Source organism: Chryseobacterium daecheongense (assembly GCF_003729955.1).
Classification (GTDB): domain Bacteria; phylum Bacteroidota; class Bacteroidia; order Flavobacteriales; family Weeksellaceae; genus Chryseobacterium; species Chryseobacterium daecheongense.
The window spans coordinates 760,895-777,187 of sequence record NZ_RJTX01000004.1; the positions used below are offsets into that span (position 1 = coordinate 760,895).

Genomic DNA, 16,293 nt, shown 5'->3' on the forward strand with positions numbered 1-16,293 from the left:
CTTGTTTTGCCAAAAAAAATTAAATTTGGTATACATTAAAAAATTAAACACCATGTCCGAATTTAACGAATTTGATCAGCAAGGATCTGTTCCTGAAAGAAATACGGGATCAATTCTCTCGCATGCCTTTGAAATGTATAAAGGAGTTTTTCTTTATGCCATTGTTGCCATGATCATCTATATGATAGGAGATTTCTTTATCCAGTCTATTACGGGATTCAACTCCTGGAACAGCTTTAGGGAAATGAAAGATTATGACGGAGACTATTCTCATTTCAGATATTGGAATTCACCGGGAGTAGGATTGTATTATTCTTTATCCAATGTTTTGTGGATCCTTCTTTCTCCTTTGTATGTAGGGTTGATTTATATGGTCAACAAGTATAATACTAAAAATGATATTGAGTTTTCAGATCTGTTCATCGGTTATCGCCAAAATTTTGTGAATATTCTTATTTATAGCCTCATTTCGAGTATTATTCTGGGAATTTCACTTGGGATGTGTGGTTTGCCGTTCATTTTTGTATTTCCGTTTTTCCTTATTGGTTATCCTATTTTGCTTTTTGAAAATGCTTCGGTCATTGATGCAATAAGTAAATCTTTCAATGTCGCCAAAGAAAATTATGGAACTTTTCTCGGAGTTTCTTTTTTAGGCGGGTTGCTCAGTGTTTGCGGCTTTTTAGCCTGCTGCATTGGGATTATTATCACAATGCCTTTTATTATGGCCGTGATGTATTCTGCTTATTGTGCATTTTTAGGAAAACCAAGACAAATAATGTTTCATAAATGATAAATAAAGACAAACAAATAAGCAGCATTGCTATAAAACAAGTATTTCTTCTTGCTATTATTCTGATATTGGCGGGGTTGATCTGTTTTAATCTTGCCCTTTTCATCCCTTCTGTTTTAGGGGCGATCACAATTTATGTAGTTTGCCGGAAGTATAATTTTTATTTGCAGGAAGAAAAAAAATGGAAACCTTGGCTTTCCTCACTTTTGCTCATGCTTGCCAGTTTGATCATTCTGATTCTTCCAATCTATTTTATTGCGGATCTTTTAATTGATAAATTGGGAAACGCACAGGTTTATATGACTAAATTCAATGTATTTCTTGAGAAAATACACTCTTATATTTATTCAAAAACAAGCTTTGATATATTAAGCAAAGAGAATATGGCTAAGCTGAAAGATTCTGTCGGGAAATTTTCAACCACAGCGGTTAGCAGTACATTCAATACTCTTACAGTAATAATTTCCATGTACTTTATTTTATATTTCATGCTTGAAAAACCGAGACTGTTTGAAAGAATCCTTACATCATCTGCACCGTTGAAAAGAGCCAATGTTTCCTTAATAGGAGAAAAGATGAGAAAACTGATCATGGCAAATGCGATCGGGATTCCGGTTGTGGCAATTGGACAGGGAGTTGTGGCTTTGGTTGGATATTTTATTTTCGGAGCACCGAGCCCGGTATTGCTTTTTGCTTTAACGGCTGCTGCGTCTATGATACCTGTAGTTGGGGCTGCCATTGTATATGTCCCTGTCTGTATCTTCATGATTGCAGAGGGTGATACAGGGCACGGACTTGGGCTGGCGGCTTATTGTATTGTTGTAGTAGGACTGACAGATAATTTACTGCGTTTTACCTTGCTGAAGAAATTAGAAGATATTCACCCGTTGAATACAGTTTTCGGAATCATCATGGGGATGAACTTATTCGGATTTATGGGGCTTATTTTCGGGCCTATTCTGATTTCTTTGACCCTTCTTCTTATTCAGGTATACAGAAACGAGTTTTCTGATGATGACACGCCGGATCTCAAACTTCCGGATGACAATGACGAACTGGAACAAAAAATTGATTTAATAGTATAAAATGACAGAAGGAATTAACCCGGATATTTTAAAAGAAATATGCATCGTTACCATGCCATTCGGTAAATATGAAGGAACGATTTTGGCTGATTTGCCGGTAAGTTACCTGGAATGGTTTCACCGTAAAGGAATGCCTAAAGGAAAATTGGGAATGCAGCTTTCCACCATTTATGAAATAAAGCTCAATGGTTTGATGGATCTTCTGATTCCTATTCGGGGAGCCGTAAGCTATGAAAAACCGAAAAATAAAACCTATAAATTTTAATAGTTTCGGCGGCATCGAAGATGCCGCCGAAACTATTTTATAGACATTAACTTTATTCTTTCAATGCCGCGATCTCGTCTCTTAGTTTTGCCGCTTTAATAAAATCAAGATTTTTTGCAGCAGCTTCCATTTCCTTTTGCTTTTGCTCAATCATCTTTTCGATATCTTCTGTGGCATAATTTGCTTTGGCTTCGGCAACCTTTTGAAGGATTTCCTTTTGAGTATATTTTTCATCCGGGAAATCTTTGCTTCTGCCTACAAGGCTTTCAGAGATCTTTTTATTCAACGCTTGAGGAACCAAACCATGCTCTTCATTATATTGCATCTGCTTGGCTCTACGGTATTCGGTTTCGTCTAATGTTGCCTGCATGGATTTTGTGATCTTATCGGCATACATGATCGCTTTTCCGTTGATATTTCTTGCTGCACGTCCAACTGTTTGAATCATTGATCTCCTGCTTCTTAGCATTCCTTCCTTATCAGCATCTAAAATTGCAACCAATGAAACTTCGGGGAGATCGAGACCTTCTCTTAATAAGTTGACCCCAATTAAAACATCGAAAAGACCCAAACGCAGATCCTGCATAATCTGAATACGTTCCAATGTTTCAACATCAGAGTGAATATATCTTGTTCTGATCCCGAATTTCGTGAAATATTTAGTCAGCTCTTCTGCCATTTTTTTTGTTAAAGTAGTCACCAAAACTCTTTCGTCAACATCCGCTCTTTTCTGGATTTCTTCCATCAGATCATCAATTTGATTCAGTGTCGGCCTTACTTCAATAACGGGGTCTAAAAGTCCGGTCGGTCGAATGATCTGCTCAATATAGGCACCACCGGTTTTTTCCAGCTCATAATCAGCAGGAGTTGCAGAAACATAGATTACCTGGTTCTGCATGCTTTCAAACTCATCAAATTTCAATGGTCTGTTGTCCATTGCTGCGGGAAGCCTGAAGCCATATTCAACAAGGGCTTCTTTTCGGCTTCGGTCACCTCCATACATCGCATGAACCTGCGGAACAGTTACATGGCTTTCGTCAATTACCATTAAAAAATCTTTCGGGAAATAATCAATCAGGCAGAATGGTCTTGAGCCAGGTAGTCTTCCGTCCAAATACCTTGAGTAATTTTCAATTCCGGAACAGTAGCCAAGCTCTTTGATCATTTCAAGGTCAAGTTCTGTCCTTTCCTGCAAACGTTTTGCTTCCAGCGGCTTTTCAATAGAATTAAAAAAGTCAACTTGTTTTACCAAATCATCCTGAATAGACCTGATCGCTCCATTCAAAGTTTCTTTTGATGTTACGAAAAGGTTAGCAGGATAAATCTGAATCTGTTCAAAATTGGACATCACATTTCCGGAAACAGGATCAAAACTCTGAATTTTTTCTATTTCGTCCCCAAAAAACTGAATTCTAATAGCATTATCTGCATATGCAGGGAAAACATCAATTACATCTCCTTTTACTCTGAATGTTCCTCTCTGAAACTCGTTTAATGTTCTGGAATATAATGCATTAACTAGCGAGTGTAGAAGTGCGGTTCTTGTGATTTTTTCACCAATTCCGACCGAGATCAGTGATTTATGAAATTCAGTAGGATTTCCAATACCATAAATACAGGAAACAGATGCAACAATCAAAACATCCCTTCTTCCAGAAAGCAAACTGGCAGTTGCGGAAAGACGTAATTTTTCTACTTCCTCATTGATGCTCAGATCTTTTTCAATATAAGTTCCTGTAGTGGCAATATAGGCTTCAGGTTGATAATAGTCGTAATAACTTACAAAATATTCAACTGCATTTTCCGGAAAAAATTCTTTAAATTCCATAAAAAGCTGTGCCGCCAGCGTTTTATTATGTGCTAAAACCAACGTTGGACGTTGAACATTTTGTACAACATTCGCAACGGTAAAAGTTTTACCGGATCCGGTAACTCCTAGTAAGGTTTGATATTTTTCACCGATCTCTATACCTTCTGTAAGCTTTTTAATCGCTTGAGGTTGATCTCCGGTAGGCTGATATTCTGATTGAAGCTTGAAATTCATATCTCAAATTTACAAAATAAAAAAGAGTCCTGAAGAGAACTCTTACCATAAAATATTCTTAAAATCCTATTAAAAATTCCATCTTTTGATGATATTCATTAAAATAATTCGCAATTAAAAAGGAACTTATTTTTTTACATCCTGAATATAGAGTTCCGTTTCGAATCTTTTCAAAGTCTTGTTGTTGGCAATAAAGCTTTGGCTACGGCTAAAACTTACCTGAGGAACCGAAGTTTTGAATATGTGTCCTGTGATGAGATAAAGTGCTTTGGAAAGAGCTGGATCGCTTGGGTTCCCAAACTCTTTGATATTCCCGAAATTGTCATAATTATTGATCGGATATTGAGGAATAAAACCTTTTGTGGGATGAGCACTATTATTTGAATTGAAATAAGCAAACGTTATGGGTTGCATTGCCCAGTTGTGTCCCTTGTTTCTTGCACTGTATGATGTGAAATCCTGTTTGGGCGAATCGAATAAAGTGATGGAGCCAACAAATTTCCCATATGTTTCCGCACCCACTGTAACAACATTGATATAAGGTGATAAGCAATCGATAGTTAATTCGCTGGCAGAAGCTGTTCCACCGGATGTAAGGATATATACACTATTTAAATTAAGACTGTTGATAGTTTGTTCTCCTGTTTGTTGAGCGTTTCCGTTAACTAATGAATATAATTTGACTTTATTTGAAAAACTTTCAGTCTTGTCATATTGGTTATGCTTGTCGTTGAAGTCTGTCCTTACATAAGGGCTTCCGGTAAATTGTCCGGTAATCATCTGTCCTAAGGCAATAGCTGTTTCAACAGATCCTCCTCCGTTATATCGTAAATCCAATACCAAGTCTGTAATCTGGTCCTGTTTCATCTGGGCAAAAGCAGCATTTAATTCATCATTGTAATTGGATTTAAAACCATTATAGACCAAATAACCGACAGTTTTATTATTATGTGAGTAGGTTTTATAAAAAGCTACCGGATTTTCCTCAATAACTGCTGTTGTAATAGAGACTGTTTTGGATATTCCTGATGTTGTTACTCCGCTTCCGGATACGGAAACGTTTTGTGCGATGGATAATGAAAACTGATCATTGAGCAACTGACGGTAATTATTAATAGTCAGGTCCGAACCATTGACGGCAACAATTATCTCCCCTCTGGATAATCCTGCCTGTGAAGCAGGGGAATTGGGAACAACATAATTAATGATTCCTGCCACGTTGTAATTCCCACTGTCTTTATAATACAATGTAAAATCGATTCCTGAGCTTTTTGAAATTCCGTTAAAACCTTGTAGGAGAGCATCTACATCATCTACAATCCAGGAATAGCGATCTTTATTAGGATAATCATACAGTAAACTGTAAAAAAGATTGTCTGGGGATTTACTATTCAGAAAATTTTTATACTCAGAAGTTGAGGAAAATGCCTGATCTGCCAATAAAGGGACATTGGACTTCCAATAATACCAGGAATTGAGCCCTTTCCAAACAAAATCATTGATATCTGTTGTAGTGGCGTCATCATCATCCCGATGGCATGAAAATAATAAAAAAACACTCAAAACCAGGAGGGATATTTTGCGTAAGATTTTCATAGTTTCATATATTTGTTTTATAATTCAAAAATATGAAAGTCAGGAACATAAACAATATTATTGTTTTATCTTTTTTGTGGACTGCAATGTTTACTTCTTGTCAGCATAAGAACAGACTGAAAGATTTTCCTGAAATCAATGATGCAGAATATTCTATTTATCAAAATAAAGAAGAGAGGGGCTATGATGTTTCATTTGTTGTATCAAACGAAAAATATCAGCCTATAGCTGTTGTGATTAATAAAATAGAACAGAAAATTGTTCCTGAGCACAAAAAGGGACTTCATTATCACATAGACGTTAAAGCAGAATCCCGGATTTTAAATAATTTTATGCCTAAAGCCTCGGGAAACCCTAATGGAATATTATTTAAAACCCATTCAGGAGATTATTTTCAAAAAGTAGATTTTAAAGTAAAATAAACTTTTACAAAAAAATAATGTCTCAAATTGAGACTTAAAATGCTTTTACTCAACTTTATGGCATTATTTTTCCATTCATTTTAGCTAACCACTAATCACAAAACTATGAGATTCAGCAATTTTTATATTTCGGCTCTAAGTGTTTTTCTAATTCTGACATCTTGCCAGAAAAATAACGCAAATGCCCAGCAAGTCAGTAAAGACGGAAGTGTGGAGACTCAAAAACCTAATTCCGATTATAAACCGGCCTTTGAAGGGCAGACAAGGATTAAGGCAGTAAAGACGAGTATTCCTTATAATGTGGAAGTATTGAATACGGATTTGGGAAGACCTTGGGGAATTATCAATTTACCGGACGGAAGATTTTTAATAACGGATAAGAGAGGATATATGAATGTGGTCTCAACTGATGGTAAACAGATTTCAAAAATTTCAGGATTTCCAAAAGTAGACTCCAAAGGCCAAGGCGGGATGCTGGATGTAGCTCTTGATCCGGATTTCAAAACAAATAACATTATTTATTTCAGCTTTTCGGAACCTTTTGGTGAAGGAAATTTGACCTCTGTAGCGAAAGGAAAACTATCAGCTGACCTAAAGAATATAACCGATGTAAAAGTTATTTTCCGTGCAGAGCCTTCCTATGACGGGGATAAGCATTACGGAAGCAGACTGGCTTTTGATAAAGATGGTTATTTATTTGTAAGCACAGGAGAAAGATCGGATAAAGTAACCAGGGTATATGCTCAGAAAACAGACAATTATTTAGGAAAGATCCTTAAAATAACAAAAGATGGAAAACCTGCGCCCGGAAACCCTTTCATTGGTAAAGTCGGTTATAAGCCTGAAATTTATGCTTATGGAGTAAGAAACCCGCAAGGAATGGCGATTGATCCTAAAGGAACTCTTTGGGATGTGGAAATGGGACCAAGAGGAGGAGATGAGATCAATCTTATCCAGCCGGGTAAAAACTACGGTTGGGGAGATGTGACCTACGGAATTGAATATTCCGGTGAAAAAGTAGGGCAGGGAATTACACAAAAAGAAGGAACTGAGCAGCCGGTTTATTACTGGGATCCGGTCATTTCACCGAGTGGGGTAACTTTTTATACCGGAAATATAGAGGAATGGAAAGGTAATCTGATGATCGGTTGCTTAAGCGGAGAACATATCGCAAGAATTGTAATGAAAGATAATAAGGTTGTAGGAGAGGAACGTCTTCTTGCAGATCAGAAAGAAAGATTCAGGGATGTTCTGGATGGAATGGACGGTAATTTGTATGCCGTTACCGACAGTGGAAAGTTCTATAAAATTTCAAAAAAATAAAGAAAAAAGCTTCTGAAAATTTCAGAAGCTTTTTAAAAATAATATTAAAATTTGAAATTGAGTCTTGCAAAGGCCTGTCTCCCTGAGAATCCCATTTGCACAGGATCAAAGATTCCTCCCGATTCGGTGTTTCCATCAGAGACATGGCTGGTTTGTAATGTAGGATATCTGTTGAATACATTTTTACTTCCGATCGTCAGATTAAGATTCTTCGAAAATTCATATCCGAAAGAAATATCAGTTGTCACTTTGGGATTGTATATCTGATAATCGTCTGCTCCTCCATAACCAATAAGAGTCACTTTATCAAATCTTACCAGTTGTAGATTTGCATTAAACTTACTGATCTTATAATTTAGATTTAAATTGATCTTTGTTTTAGGAGCAGAAGCCAGGATGAAAGCACGTTCTCTGGGACTTAGATAAATTTCTTCTTTTCCTGCTAATCTTTCAGAAGTATGGACATCGGTGATCTCCATTTCATTATAGTTTCCGGCTAAAGTAGCTGTTAATTTTCCACTTCCCAGATTATCACTATAACTTAAGATGACATCGACACCTTTAGTACGGGTGTCTATTGCATTGGAGAAAAACTGTGCCTGATCAATGTATGGATAGGCATCCTGGACATTCTGAGGTAAATCCGATCTTGAAAAATTACCCGTTAATACAATTCGGTCTTTTACTTTAATATAGTATCCGTCAACAGTTGCTGTAAATTTTCCGGTATTGAATGTGAATCCGGCGCTCCCGTTTAAAGAGGTTTCCTGCTTTAATTCCGGGATCCCTGTATCTTTTGCCAGGCTGCTGTCATTAGATGCTAACTGGATGGTTACCAAATCACCTCCCTGGAAATTGGTAAACTGTAAACTGTAATACTTCTGTGCAAGCGATGGTGCCCTGAACCCGGTAGAAACAGATCCTCTGAAAGCGAATTGAGGCGTAATGGCGTATCTCGTCGCAAATTTCCCATTGATAGTGCTTCCAAAATCATTGTAATTTTCGAATCTTCCGGCTATGCTGATCATCCATTGTTTAGTGATATCAAGCTCCGTATCAATATAGGCGGCAAAATTGTTTCTGCTTTTATTAACCTCTTGTGAATATCCCGGAAAACCTTGTGAACCACCCGGTCTTACATCTCCACTTAAAGGATTGATGACCAAAAGACTTGGGTCGGTATCAGCTGTTACCACATTTCCATTAACATCATACATCGCGTAAGATGCTTCTTCTCCTTTTATAATGTTGAATTTTTCATATCTGAACTCAGAACCGAATGCAATATTCAATCCTTCCAGTACTTTGAACTCTTTTGTGGCATTAAAACCCGTTGTATTCTGTAATAATGAATGCCCTCCTGCGTCAAAACTTCTTGGGGAATTAACTCCTAAAGTAGCATTAATGGTATTCTCAATCTGATAGGTAAAACGGTTGCTTCCGAAAGCATTGTAAAAATCAACATCCCAGTCGGCCACTTTAAATTTCAGGCCGTTGTCAAATGTAAAATCAGTGATGCTTGTATCTTGAATAGGATTAAATCCGTTAGGATATACCTCAGGAACATTTCCATCCGCATCTGCACTTCTTGTCCATGCATAGGCATCCGTATTTCTTTGTGAAAATCCGGGACGGGAATAGAATTTTAAATTATCGGATAAAGGTACTTCAATGTTTCCAAAGAAATAAAAATTCTGGGATTTGGCATCCCCAAAACGTTGTCTTGGAGCTTCATACTTTTCCGGATTGGCATTTCTAATCGCAAAATCTTTATTGACGAATTCTGCCGTGAAATTTCCGAAACCTCCTTTAGAACCTATTTTTGTTCCGTAGTTTCCACTGAAATCAAAGGTAATCCCATCTACTTTCTTATCTGAAACTACATCATTATCACCCGGGCTTTTGAAAAGATTCATTCCATAAAATGCATTTCCTTCAAAACCGTGGTCACGATCATTCAGAACTACGTTAATGACTCCTGCAATAGCATCGGAGCCATATTGTGCAGAAGCTCCGTCACGAAGAACTTCAATTCTCTTAATAGCACCGATAGGAATGGTATTCATATCTGAACCTGTATTTCCTCTTCCTTTTGTTCCGAAAAGATTAATGAGAGAAGATTGATGGTATCTTTTACCGTTCAATAATAACAATGTCTGATCGGGACCAAGTCCTCTTAATGTTGCCGGATCCACGGCATCCGCTCCGTCTGAACCGGATTGTTTATTGGAATTGAATGAAGGCGCTGAAAACTGAAGAAGCTGATTCACTTCAATCTGTCCGGTTGATTGGCTTACCTGCTTGATATCAATTACATCAATAGGTACCGGAGTATTGACGACCGTTCTCTTTTTGTTTCGACTTCCCGTAATAGATACTTCCTCCAATTGAGATTCTTTTGAAATCGTATCTTTTACTTCCTGAGAATACAACATAGAGGCTGTACCCAGAAAAAAGGCGGCAATACATCTGTTTCTCATACTCTTTTTAATCTTTCAGATTATTAATTATATCAAATGTATTAAATTTTGATTGTAAATCGATAAAAAAAATCACACTTCTTTGAGAAGAAATGTGATTTTTGTATGCATTGTATATAAATCAGAAAAATTTCAATAGTTAATTCATCTGATTAGAATTTTTTAAACATAAAGGTCTAAAAACTGTTAATGATTCTATGCAGACCTTCTTTTAGGATCTCGTGAGAGGTTGAAAAACATATTCTCACGTGTCCTTCCGCTCCTTTTCCGAACCATCTTTCCGAGCCCGGAACAATGGCTACTTTTCCTTCTTGCAATACATGCTGTGCAAAAGCATCACTGGATAGCCCGTTTTGTATTTTCGGGAAAATCACAAATGTGGCTTCAGGGTGATTAGGAGCTAAAATCCCTGAGTTATTAAGCATCGCATAAGCAAGATCGCGGTTGTGCTGTAAATGAGTTAAAAAGTCTTTAAACCATGGTTTTGCTTTCTCGATCGCTACACTTGCAGCAATTTGTGATAATGTAGAAACCCCTTCTATTGTGGAATTGAAATTCGATTTTTCAGTAAAATCATCCAAAAGCTCCTGGTCATTGCATAAAACAGCCCCTATTCTCAGTCCTGCAATTCCAAAAGATTTGGAAAATCCGAATACTGTAAAGCTTTTTCTTTTGGCTTCTTCGGAAACAGATGAATAAGTGTTGAATTCAATATTGTCATAAACGATATCACTCCATATCTCATCACTCATTACCCATAGATCATGTGCAGCAGCAATCTCAGAGATTTTCTTCAAAACTTCTTTGGAATAGACTCTCCCTACCGGGTTGTGGGGATTGCAGATGCTGATAAGTTTGGTTTTGGGAGAAATTAAAGAAACCAACATTTCAAAATCAATATCTCCTGTTTTAGAGTCTACGGGGCAAAGTCTGATAGTTCCACCCACTGCATCAACTGTTTTTTTGAAGAGGAAATCCACAGGATCAAAAATAATAGCTTCATCTCCCGGTTGCAAAACGTATTTGGCAATTAAGAACATCCCTTGAGCAGCGCTGTTTACAGCCAATACATTATCGGGAGTAAAACTACCTTTCTTTTCCACATTAAAATGCTTCGCAACACTTTTTTTGAACTCCGGAATACCTGAAAACGGACCGTAACTTAAATATCCGTCTTTGATATACTCTATAATTCCCTTTTCTATTTCTTCGGACATTCTGAAATCCGGGTCTGCAGCTGTAAGAGGAATGATTCCGTCTTCCAGGGTAGCCCATCTTCCGTTGTATGCTTTTCTTTTAAGGGCTTCGAAATTAATATCAGTATTTGTAAACATTTTATTTATAAGAAATTGGTAAAGTATTTTTAGGTTGCTGATCCAATGGCAGCAGGAATTGATCTAGTAAAGTTCTTCCATTTTTAATATGGGTTTCAATTTCGGGTTTTCTTTCGTTTTCATATTTGATGAATGCATCCTGTATATTTTCTTCTTCCATTAAAAGATTAGTCAGGATATATGAATCTTTCAATGCGGAAGTAACACCCTGGCTGGTAAAAGGAATCAAAGGATGTGCAGAGTCACCAATGAAAACAACATTATTATAATGGAAAGGATTCAGTTTTTCAAGCTCATATACTCTCCAGATATGAGCATTTTCATAGCTTGACCCTTCTATAATGGAAGAAACCAATGGATTCCAGTTTCCAAAATGATCCATCATGAATTGTCTGATGCAGTCCGGTGTATAATCTTCATTGATGAAGAAACGGGTAATGTCAAACTGGCAATACCATAATATTTTAGTGGAAGAAAGCTTTAAAACACCGAAAGTCAGGCCGCCATTTTCATGATGAAATTTTAAAAAATTACTTTCGATCTGGCTTGCTAATTCTTCGTTTTCAATAATGTTAACGACTTCATTTTCCAAAACGGCTTTCATGATCTCATCTTCGAAGATATTTCTCCTGATCCTGCTTCGGGAACCGTCTGAGGCTACAATAACATCTGCATCTAAAACAGAACGGTCATCAAACTGTATTTCTGCTTTTCCTTCTGGTGAAAATCCCTGAAGATTTAGCGTTTTTTCATAGGTGATCTTATCTGAAGGAATATTTTTACTTAGAATCTCAATCAAAGAGCTTCTTGAAACCACAAAAACATCTTCCAGATCTTTTTCGGAAAGAATTTCTCCAATATGATTATAATGAATATACTTTTTAAGAAAGCTGCCTCTTTCATAAAGTTCATTGATATCAATAATGTTGGAAAGATATTCAATTCCTTCTTTAGGAAGAATAAAGCCATGTCCTTTCAGATCATCTTTCTTTCTTCTTTCATAGAGGTGATAGTCTATATTGTTCTTTTCCAGATAATTCGCCATGCTGAGTCCGGAAACTCCTGCACCGATTATTGCAACTGTATTCATTTTTAGTGTTTAGAGATTCTTATTTATTTATGGTTATTCAGGATCCAGAGATCTCCGTTTTTTACTTTTTTACGAGTTATTTTATGATCGGTGGTAAGGTTTTGTAAAGCTTCCAGAGCTTTTTCGAAAGAAATATTAGACAGCACTGCAAATTCCTGTGTAGTAAGCGTCGGATAAATGGAAAACAGCTTTTCCCATTCTGTAGAGTAGATGTTTTTCTTTGCCTCAGGATTGATTTTTTTGACTCTGTGCTCAAAGTCAGCGTAAGGTTTTGAACCATACAAAACATCCAACATTTCGTCATCTTTTACGAAGATCAGCGTAGGAAATCCTCTTACTCCTATTTGTCTTCCTAAGTCAAGATCTTTTTTGAATTCCAGTTGAGCGCTAGATTCATAATCCTGTTTCCATTGCTCTACATCCAGCTTTGCCAATGAAGCTGCTTTTTCAAGGTGTTCTATTTTCGTGATGTTCAGTTTATCAAGGAAAACCATTTCACGTATAATTCTCAGGAATGTAACTGCTTTGTTTTTGTCCTGCATTTGCGCGGCTTTAACGGCAATAGAAGGTGGATAAGATGAGTTAAGCGGGTCTTCCAACCATACACCGCCATCTATAGGCATTTTGTAGTATGGGCTTACCTCTTCCCAGTGTATTGCAACATCACTTGGCTTACTGATTCCTCCTGAATTATAAATATCCCAAGAAGGAAGTAATCCTCCCATCCTGTAATCGACATCTACATAATCGCCATATTCAAGTTTCAGTTTTCTCAGTTGAGGTTCTATTCCCCAACAAGAAGAGCAGATTGGGTCTGTATAATATATAATGTGGATTTTATCAGCACTTAGATCTTTTAATTGTTCAGAAGACGTTTCCTGAGCTGGAGTTTCAAGAACTTCGCACACGCCTTTTTCGTAATCGCAATTTAAAAGAGGATTCTTGTTCATTTTATTAGAATTATTGGGGTTGATTAAATTAATAAATAAAGATAAGATTGTAAATAACGTAATATCCAAAGTATGATGATTTTGATTTAACATAATATTTTGAGAATATTAAAAACGCTGAATGTCAGAACGACATAAGAATACAACTACTTATTCAGGAGCTTTGAAAATGTTATCATCCGAGTGGAAACCTGCCACACCTCCACTTACTGCAAATTTCATAGCAGAAGCAGCTGTCATCCCAACCACAGGTTTGATATTTTTTTCTTCAGTAATAATCACCCATCCGGAAATAGCATAAGAATGAGGCAGATAAACTGCTACATAATTATGTTTTTCTACATCGGCCATTTCTTTTTGAGTTAAAAATCCGATCCTCCAGATTTCAGGGTTTTCATTGGTTTTTACCCAAACAGGATCATTAAATTTCTTCTTGTCACCCACAAATGAAGACATTACATCTTTGGTGGGAGTATAGATGTGCTTTACCCCTGGAGTTCTTTCCAGAAGACTGTCCATCGTGTCAAAAAAGAAGCGGCCCACAACAAATTTATTTCCCAAATATCCTAAAAGAGCAGTCATTAAGATAATGGAAACAAAAACGAGTCCCGGAATTTCTTTGGCAACCGAAGGAATGATATTATCAATAGAAGTAACGACGTACCAAATGACAAAAATCGTAAGACCAATAGGGCCAATAATAACCAATCCCTGAAAGAAATTTTTCAGGAAAAAATTGGCAATATTTTCAAAGGTCAGTTTTTTCAAGTGGTTTATCCGTGTATTGTTTGTTTATTTCCATAAGACTGGATAATCTTGGCTTCATATTCCAGCCATTCTTCCCAGCGTTTGTTTACTTTTTCAGGATCTCCAAGCTGCCTTGCAAATCCAATGAAAGTAGTATAATGATTGGCTTCAGAGATCATAAGCTCACGATAAAAAGCTTTCAGTTCTTCATCCTTTATATTTTCGGTAAGAACCTTAAATCTTTCGCAGCTTCTGGCTTCAATCATAGCAGCAAAAAGCATTTTATCTACAATTAAATCTTCTCTGCTTCCCTGAACTATAAATCGGGCAAGCTCATTCACATAATCATCTTTCCTTGCTCTTCCAAATGTATAGCCTCTCTTTTTTATAATTTCATGTACCTGATTGAAATGGTCCAGCTCCTCCTGCGCAATGGCAAGAAGTTCGGTGACAATTTCAGCGTATTCAGGAAGCATGGTAATAAGGCCAATGGCATTAGTAGCTGCTTTCTGTTCACACCAGGCATGATCCGTCAAAATTTCTTCAATGTTTCCTTCTGCAATATTTGCCCACCTTGGATCGGTAGGAAGTTTCAACTTAAACATGTTACAAATTTTCTGTAAATTTAAAATAAATTGTCATAAGTAAGAAGCATTATTGAGATTTGTGATTGGCAACGCTTTTTAAGAATTAATTAAAATCTAGCAAAGAGCTGGTATTTTTTTTGATATTACTATTTTAAGTTAAAAAATTAAACATATGGAAACAATTGCACTTTTAAAAAATAAGGGTAATAAACTAATAGTTTATTTATTGACAGTTTTCTTCTCCGCTATGGCATTTGCTCAAGAAAAAGTGGGGGAAGCGCAAACCAGTGAAAATTCAACATCTACAAAAACAACAACGACAACAGAATGGTATGCCGATCCCGTTTATCTTATCGCAGGTGCGGCTATTCTTATTATCATTGTCGCTTTTTTAACGAGAGCCAGGAATAAAGAATAAAAAAGACTGCTTTAAGAAGCAGTCTTTTTTCGTAAGAATTCTAAAATTTTCCATCCTGAATGATCTATTTTCTTAAGGCCTTCAGCAATGAAGAATGCTAAAATTACATTGACGATATAGATGAAGATCATTAATATCCACCAAAGCATTTTCCCCTGAAGAGGAACAACTATGAAGTAAACCAATGAAGAGCTGATTCCCTGTGCAAAATAGAAAAAGATGGCATTTTTTCCGATGTGTGTAATGAAGCTTTCTTTAGAGATCTTTAATCTGTTGTATAAAACAAATAAGGTCACCAGAGAAAAGAGTGTCCATATTATATAAGGAATCTTTGGTGGGAATTTATTTCTATTGATTTTATAAAAAATATCATTTCCATAATACCAGAACATCCAGATCAATGTTGCAGCAACTAGCCCATAGAGGATAGGGATCATTTTTGTCGGGATTTTCTTACCCCGCATTTTGTTAGCAATTAAAAAGACTCCCAAATAAAAAGCAACATAACCAACCTGCCCCGTTGGATAATACCAGGGAAATACATTGAATATTAAAGTCAGCAGAATACAAACAGCTATAAACCAATTAATGTGCTTTGGAAAAAATCTTAAAATCAAGACCCCGAAAACCGTCAGGATAAAATATACTTTTAAATACCAGAAGCTGCCCATCACTACAGGGAAAGTATCTGCATTGGTATATTGATGGAGATACCAATTGCCAAGATTTTGCCATTGAGGTTCTGTGGAAATGCTTGTGGTGGAATACTTGGATCCAAAGGTTGAGTAGAAATTCTGTAGCCACTCTAATGAGAAAAAATTCAATCCAAATACCTTAAAAAAGTAATCTGCAAAAAATAGAAAAGTTACAAAGATCATATAAGTGATCTGTAATTTTAATAACCGGTAAAATGTTTTTTCGATATTAGCTCCTGATGTGATTCCACTCAATGCATAAAATAAAGCCACATCAAAAACCAAAGAAAAAACTCTTACTTCTGCCGGAATATAAAATTGCCCCGACCAGAAAGCCGTATGGATGAATATAATGGATAAGGTTGCTAATCCCTTAGCAAAGTCTATGTAGAGATCTCTGTTCATTAGTAAGTATGATGATCAAAAGTAAATAAAGTTTACGAATAATAGAATAAAAAAGAGGCAAG

Annotated in this window: 15 protein-coding genes; 6 read left to right on the forward strand and 9 right to left on the reverse strand. The window is 36.4% G+C overall.

What is annotated here, in order from left to right:
* Positions 1 to 52 precede the first annotated feature (52 nt).
* Genes EGI05_RS16825 through EGI05_RS16835 form a run of 3 tightly spaced genes read left to right on the forward strand, consistent with a single transcriptional unit; the run spans position 53 to position 2,140 of the window.
* Complete coding sequence (locus tag EGI05_RS16825) at positions 53 to 790, forward strand: DUF2189 domain-containing protein (protein ID WP_123264175.1); 738 nt, start codon at positions 53 to 55, stop codon at positions 788 to 790.
* Positions 787 to 1,875 carry an AI-2E family transporter gene (locus EGI05_RS16830; RefSeq protein WP_123264176.1) on the forward strand — a complete coding sequence of 363 codons (1,089 nt, stop codon included), beginning with the start codon at positions 787 to 789 and terminating at the stop codon, positions 1,873 to 1,875. Before EGI05_RS16825 ends, EGI05_RS16830 begins: the two co-directional genes overlap by 4 nt.
* Before the next feature lie 13 nt (positions 1,876 to 1,888).
* A complete protein-coding gene (locus EGI05_RS16835) occupies positions 1,889 to 2,140 on the forward strand; it encodes a DUF3820 family protein (protein ID WP_123264404.1) in 252 nt (83 codons plus the stop codon).
* 52 nt (positions 2,141 to 2,192) lie between these two features.
* Here the strand turns inward: EGI05_RS16835 and uvrB are convergent, their stop codons facing one another.
* Both uvrB and EGI05_RS16845 read right to left on the reverse strand, forming a co-directional pair.
* On the reverse strand, positions 2,193 to 4,184 hold the full coding sequence (gene uvrB / locus EGI05_RS16840; RefSeq protein ID WP_123264177.1) for an excinuclease ABC subunit UvrB: 1,992 nt from the start codon (positions 4,182 to 4,184) through the stop codon (positions 2,193 to 2,195).
* Between the two features lie 126 nt (positions 4,185 to 4,310).
* A complete protein-coding gene (locus EGI05_RS16845) occupies positions 4,311 to 5,780 on the reverse strand; it encodes a S41 family peptidase (protein ID WP_123264178.1) in 1,470 nt (489 codons plus the stop codon).
* Positions 5,781 to 5,812: 32 nt separating this feature from the next.
* Here EGI05_RS16845 and EGI05_RS16850 point away from each other — a divergent pair, with 32 nt between their 5' ends.
* The gene (locus tag EGI05_RS16850) at positions 5,813 to 6,202 is read left to right on the forward strand and encodes a hypothetical protein (RefSeq protein ID WP_123264179.1); all 390 of its coding nucleotides are present in this window, start codon (positions 5,813 to 5,815) and stop codon (positions 6,200 to 6,202) included.
* Positions 6,203 to 6,307: 105 nt separating this feature from the next.
* Positions 6,308 to 7,525 carry a PQQ-dependent sugar dehydrogenase gene (locus EGI05_RS16855; protein ID WP_123264180.1) on the forward strand — a complete coding sequence of 406 codons (1,218 nt, stop codon included), beginning with the start codon at positions 6,308 to 6,310 and terminating at the stop codon, positions 7,523 to 7,525.
* 44 nt (positions 7,526 to 7,569) lie between these two features.
* Here EGI05_RS16855 and EGI05_RS16860 read toward each other — a convergent pair whose 3' ends face one another.
* From EGI05_RS16860 to miaE, 6 genes are all read right to left on the reverse strand, one after another.
* Positions 7,570 to 10,005, reverse strand: a complete 2,436-nt coding sequence (locus tag EGI05_RS16860; RefSeq protein WP_123264181.1) for a TonB-dependent receptor plug domain-containing protein — start codon at positions 10,003 to 10,005, stop codon at positions 7,570 to 7,572.
* 176 nt (positions 10,006 to 10,181) lie between these two features.
* Positions 10,182 to 11,339, reverse strand: a complete 1,158-nt coding sequence (locus EGI05_RS16865; protein ID WP_123264182.1) for a pyridoxal phosphate-dependent aminotransferase — start codon at positions 11,337 to 11,339, stop codon at positions 10,182 to 10,184.
* Between the two features lies 1 nt (position 11,340).
* Positions 11,341 to 12,429, reverse strand: a complete 1,089-nt coding sequence (locus EGI05_RS16870) for an FAD-dependent oxidoreductase (RefSeq protein WP_123264183.1) — start codon at positions 12,427 to 12,429, stop codon at positions 11,341 to 11,343.
* Positions 12,430 to 12,452: 23 nt separating this feature from the next.
* Positions 12,453 to 13,379, reverse strand: coding sequence for a DsbA family protein (locus EGI05_RS16875; protein WP_185144978.1), 927 nt, complete (start codon positions 13,377 to 13,379; stop codon positions 12,453 to 12,455).
* 150 nt (positions 13,380 to 13,529) lie between these two features.
* On the reverse strand, positions 13,530 to 14,147 hold the full coding sequence (locus tag EGI05_RS16880) for a DUF502 domain-containing protein (protein WP_123264185.1): 618 nt from the start codon (positions 14,145 to 14,147) through the stop codon (positions 13,530 to 13,532).
* A 5-nt stretch (positions 14,148 to 14,152) separates the two neighbouring features.
* On the reverse strand, positions 14,153 to 14,731 hold the full coding sequence (miaE, locus tag EGI05_RS16885; RefSeq protein WP_123264186.1) for a tRNA-(ms[2]io[6]A)-hydroxylase: 579 nt from the start codon (positions 14,729 to 14,731) through the stop codon (positions 14,153 to 14,155).
* Between the two features lie 154 nt (positions 14,732 to 14,885).
* Here miaE and EGI05_RS16890 point away from each other — a divergent pair, with 154 nt between their 5' ends.
* Entirely contained in the window at positions 14,886 to 15,131 is a 246-nt protein-coding gene (locus tag EGI05_RS16890) for a hypothetical protein (RefSeq protein WP_123264187.1), read from the forward strand.
* A gap of 11 nt (positions 15,132 to 15,142) precedes the next feature.
* On the opposite strand, the gene EGI05_RS16895 is transcribed toward EGI05_RS16890, so the two are convergent.
* Positions 15,143 to 16,231, reverse strand: coding sequence for an acyltransferase family protein (locus tag EGI05_RS16895; protein ID WP_123264188.1), 1,089 nt, complete (start codon positions 16,229 to 16,231; stop codon positions 15,143 to 15,145).
* Positions 16,232 to 16,293: the final 62 nt, after the last annotated feature.

What these genes read in the sequence shown, in the direction of transcription:
- EGI05_RS16860 (WP_123264181.1), bottom strand. Translation starts at nt 10,005, where the DNA reads ATGAGAAACAGATGTATTGCCGCCTTTTTTCTGGGTACAGCCTCTATG.
- EGI05_RS16825 (WP_123264175.1), top strand. Translation starts at nt 53, where the DNA reads ATGTCCGAATTTAACGAATTTGATCAGCAAGGATCTGTTCCTGAAAGA.
- EGI05_RS16850 (WP_123264179.1), top strand. Translation starts at nt 5,813, where the DNA reads ATGAAAGTCAGGAACATAAACAATATTATTGTTTTATCTTTTTTGTGG.
- EGI05_RS16890 (WP_123264187.1), top strand. Translation starts at nt 14,886, where the DNA reads ATGGAAACAATTGCACTTTTAAAAAATAAGGGTAATAAACTAATAGTT.
- miaE (WP_123264186.1), bottom strand. Translation starts at nt 14,731, where the DNA reads ATGTTTAAGTTGAAACTTCCTACCGATCCAAGGTGGGCAAATATTGCA.
- EGI05_RS16870 (WP_123264183.1), bottom strand. Translation starts at nt 12,429, where the DNA reads ATGAATACAGTTGCAATAATCGGTGCAGGAGTTTCCGGACTCAGCATG.
- EGI05_RS16865 (WP_123264182.1), bottom strand. Translation starts at nt 11,339, where the DNA reads ATGTTTACAAATACTGATATTAATTTCGAAGCCCTTAAAAGAAAAGCA.
- EGI05_RS16855 (WP_123264180.1), top strand. Translation starts at nt 6,308, where the DNA reads ATGAGATTCAGCAATTTTTATATTTCGGCTCTAAGTGTTTTTCTAATT.
- EGI05_RS16875 (WP_185144978.1), bottom strand. Translation starts at nt 13,379, where the DNA reads ATGAACAAGAATCCTCTTTTAAATTGCGATTACGAAAAAGGCGTGTGC.
- EGI05_RS16830 (WP_123264176.1), top strand. Translation starts at nt 787, where the DNA reads ATGATAAATAAAGACAAACAAATAAGCAGCATTGCTATAAAACAAGTA.
- EGI05_RS16845 (WP_123264178.1), bottom strand. Translation starts at nt 5,780, where the DNA reads ATGAAAATCTTACGCAAAATATCCCTCCTGGTTTTGAGTGTTTTTTTA.
- uvrB (WP_123264177.1), bottom strand. Translation starts at nt 4,184, where the DNA reads ATGAATTTCAAGCTTCAATCAGAATATCAGCCTACCGGAGATCAACCT.
- EGI05_RS16895 (WP_123264188.1), bottom strand. Translation starts at nt 16,231, where the DNA reads ATGAACAGAGATCTCTACATAGACTTTGCTAAGGGATTAGCAACCTTA.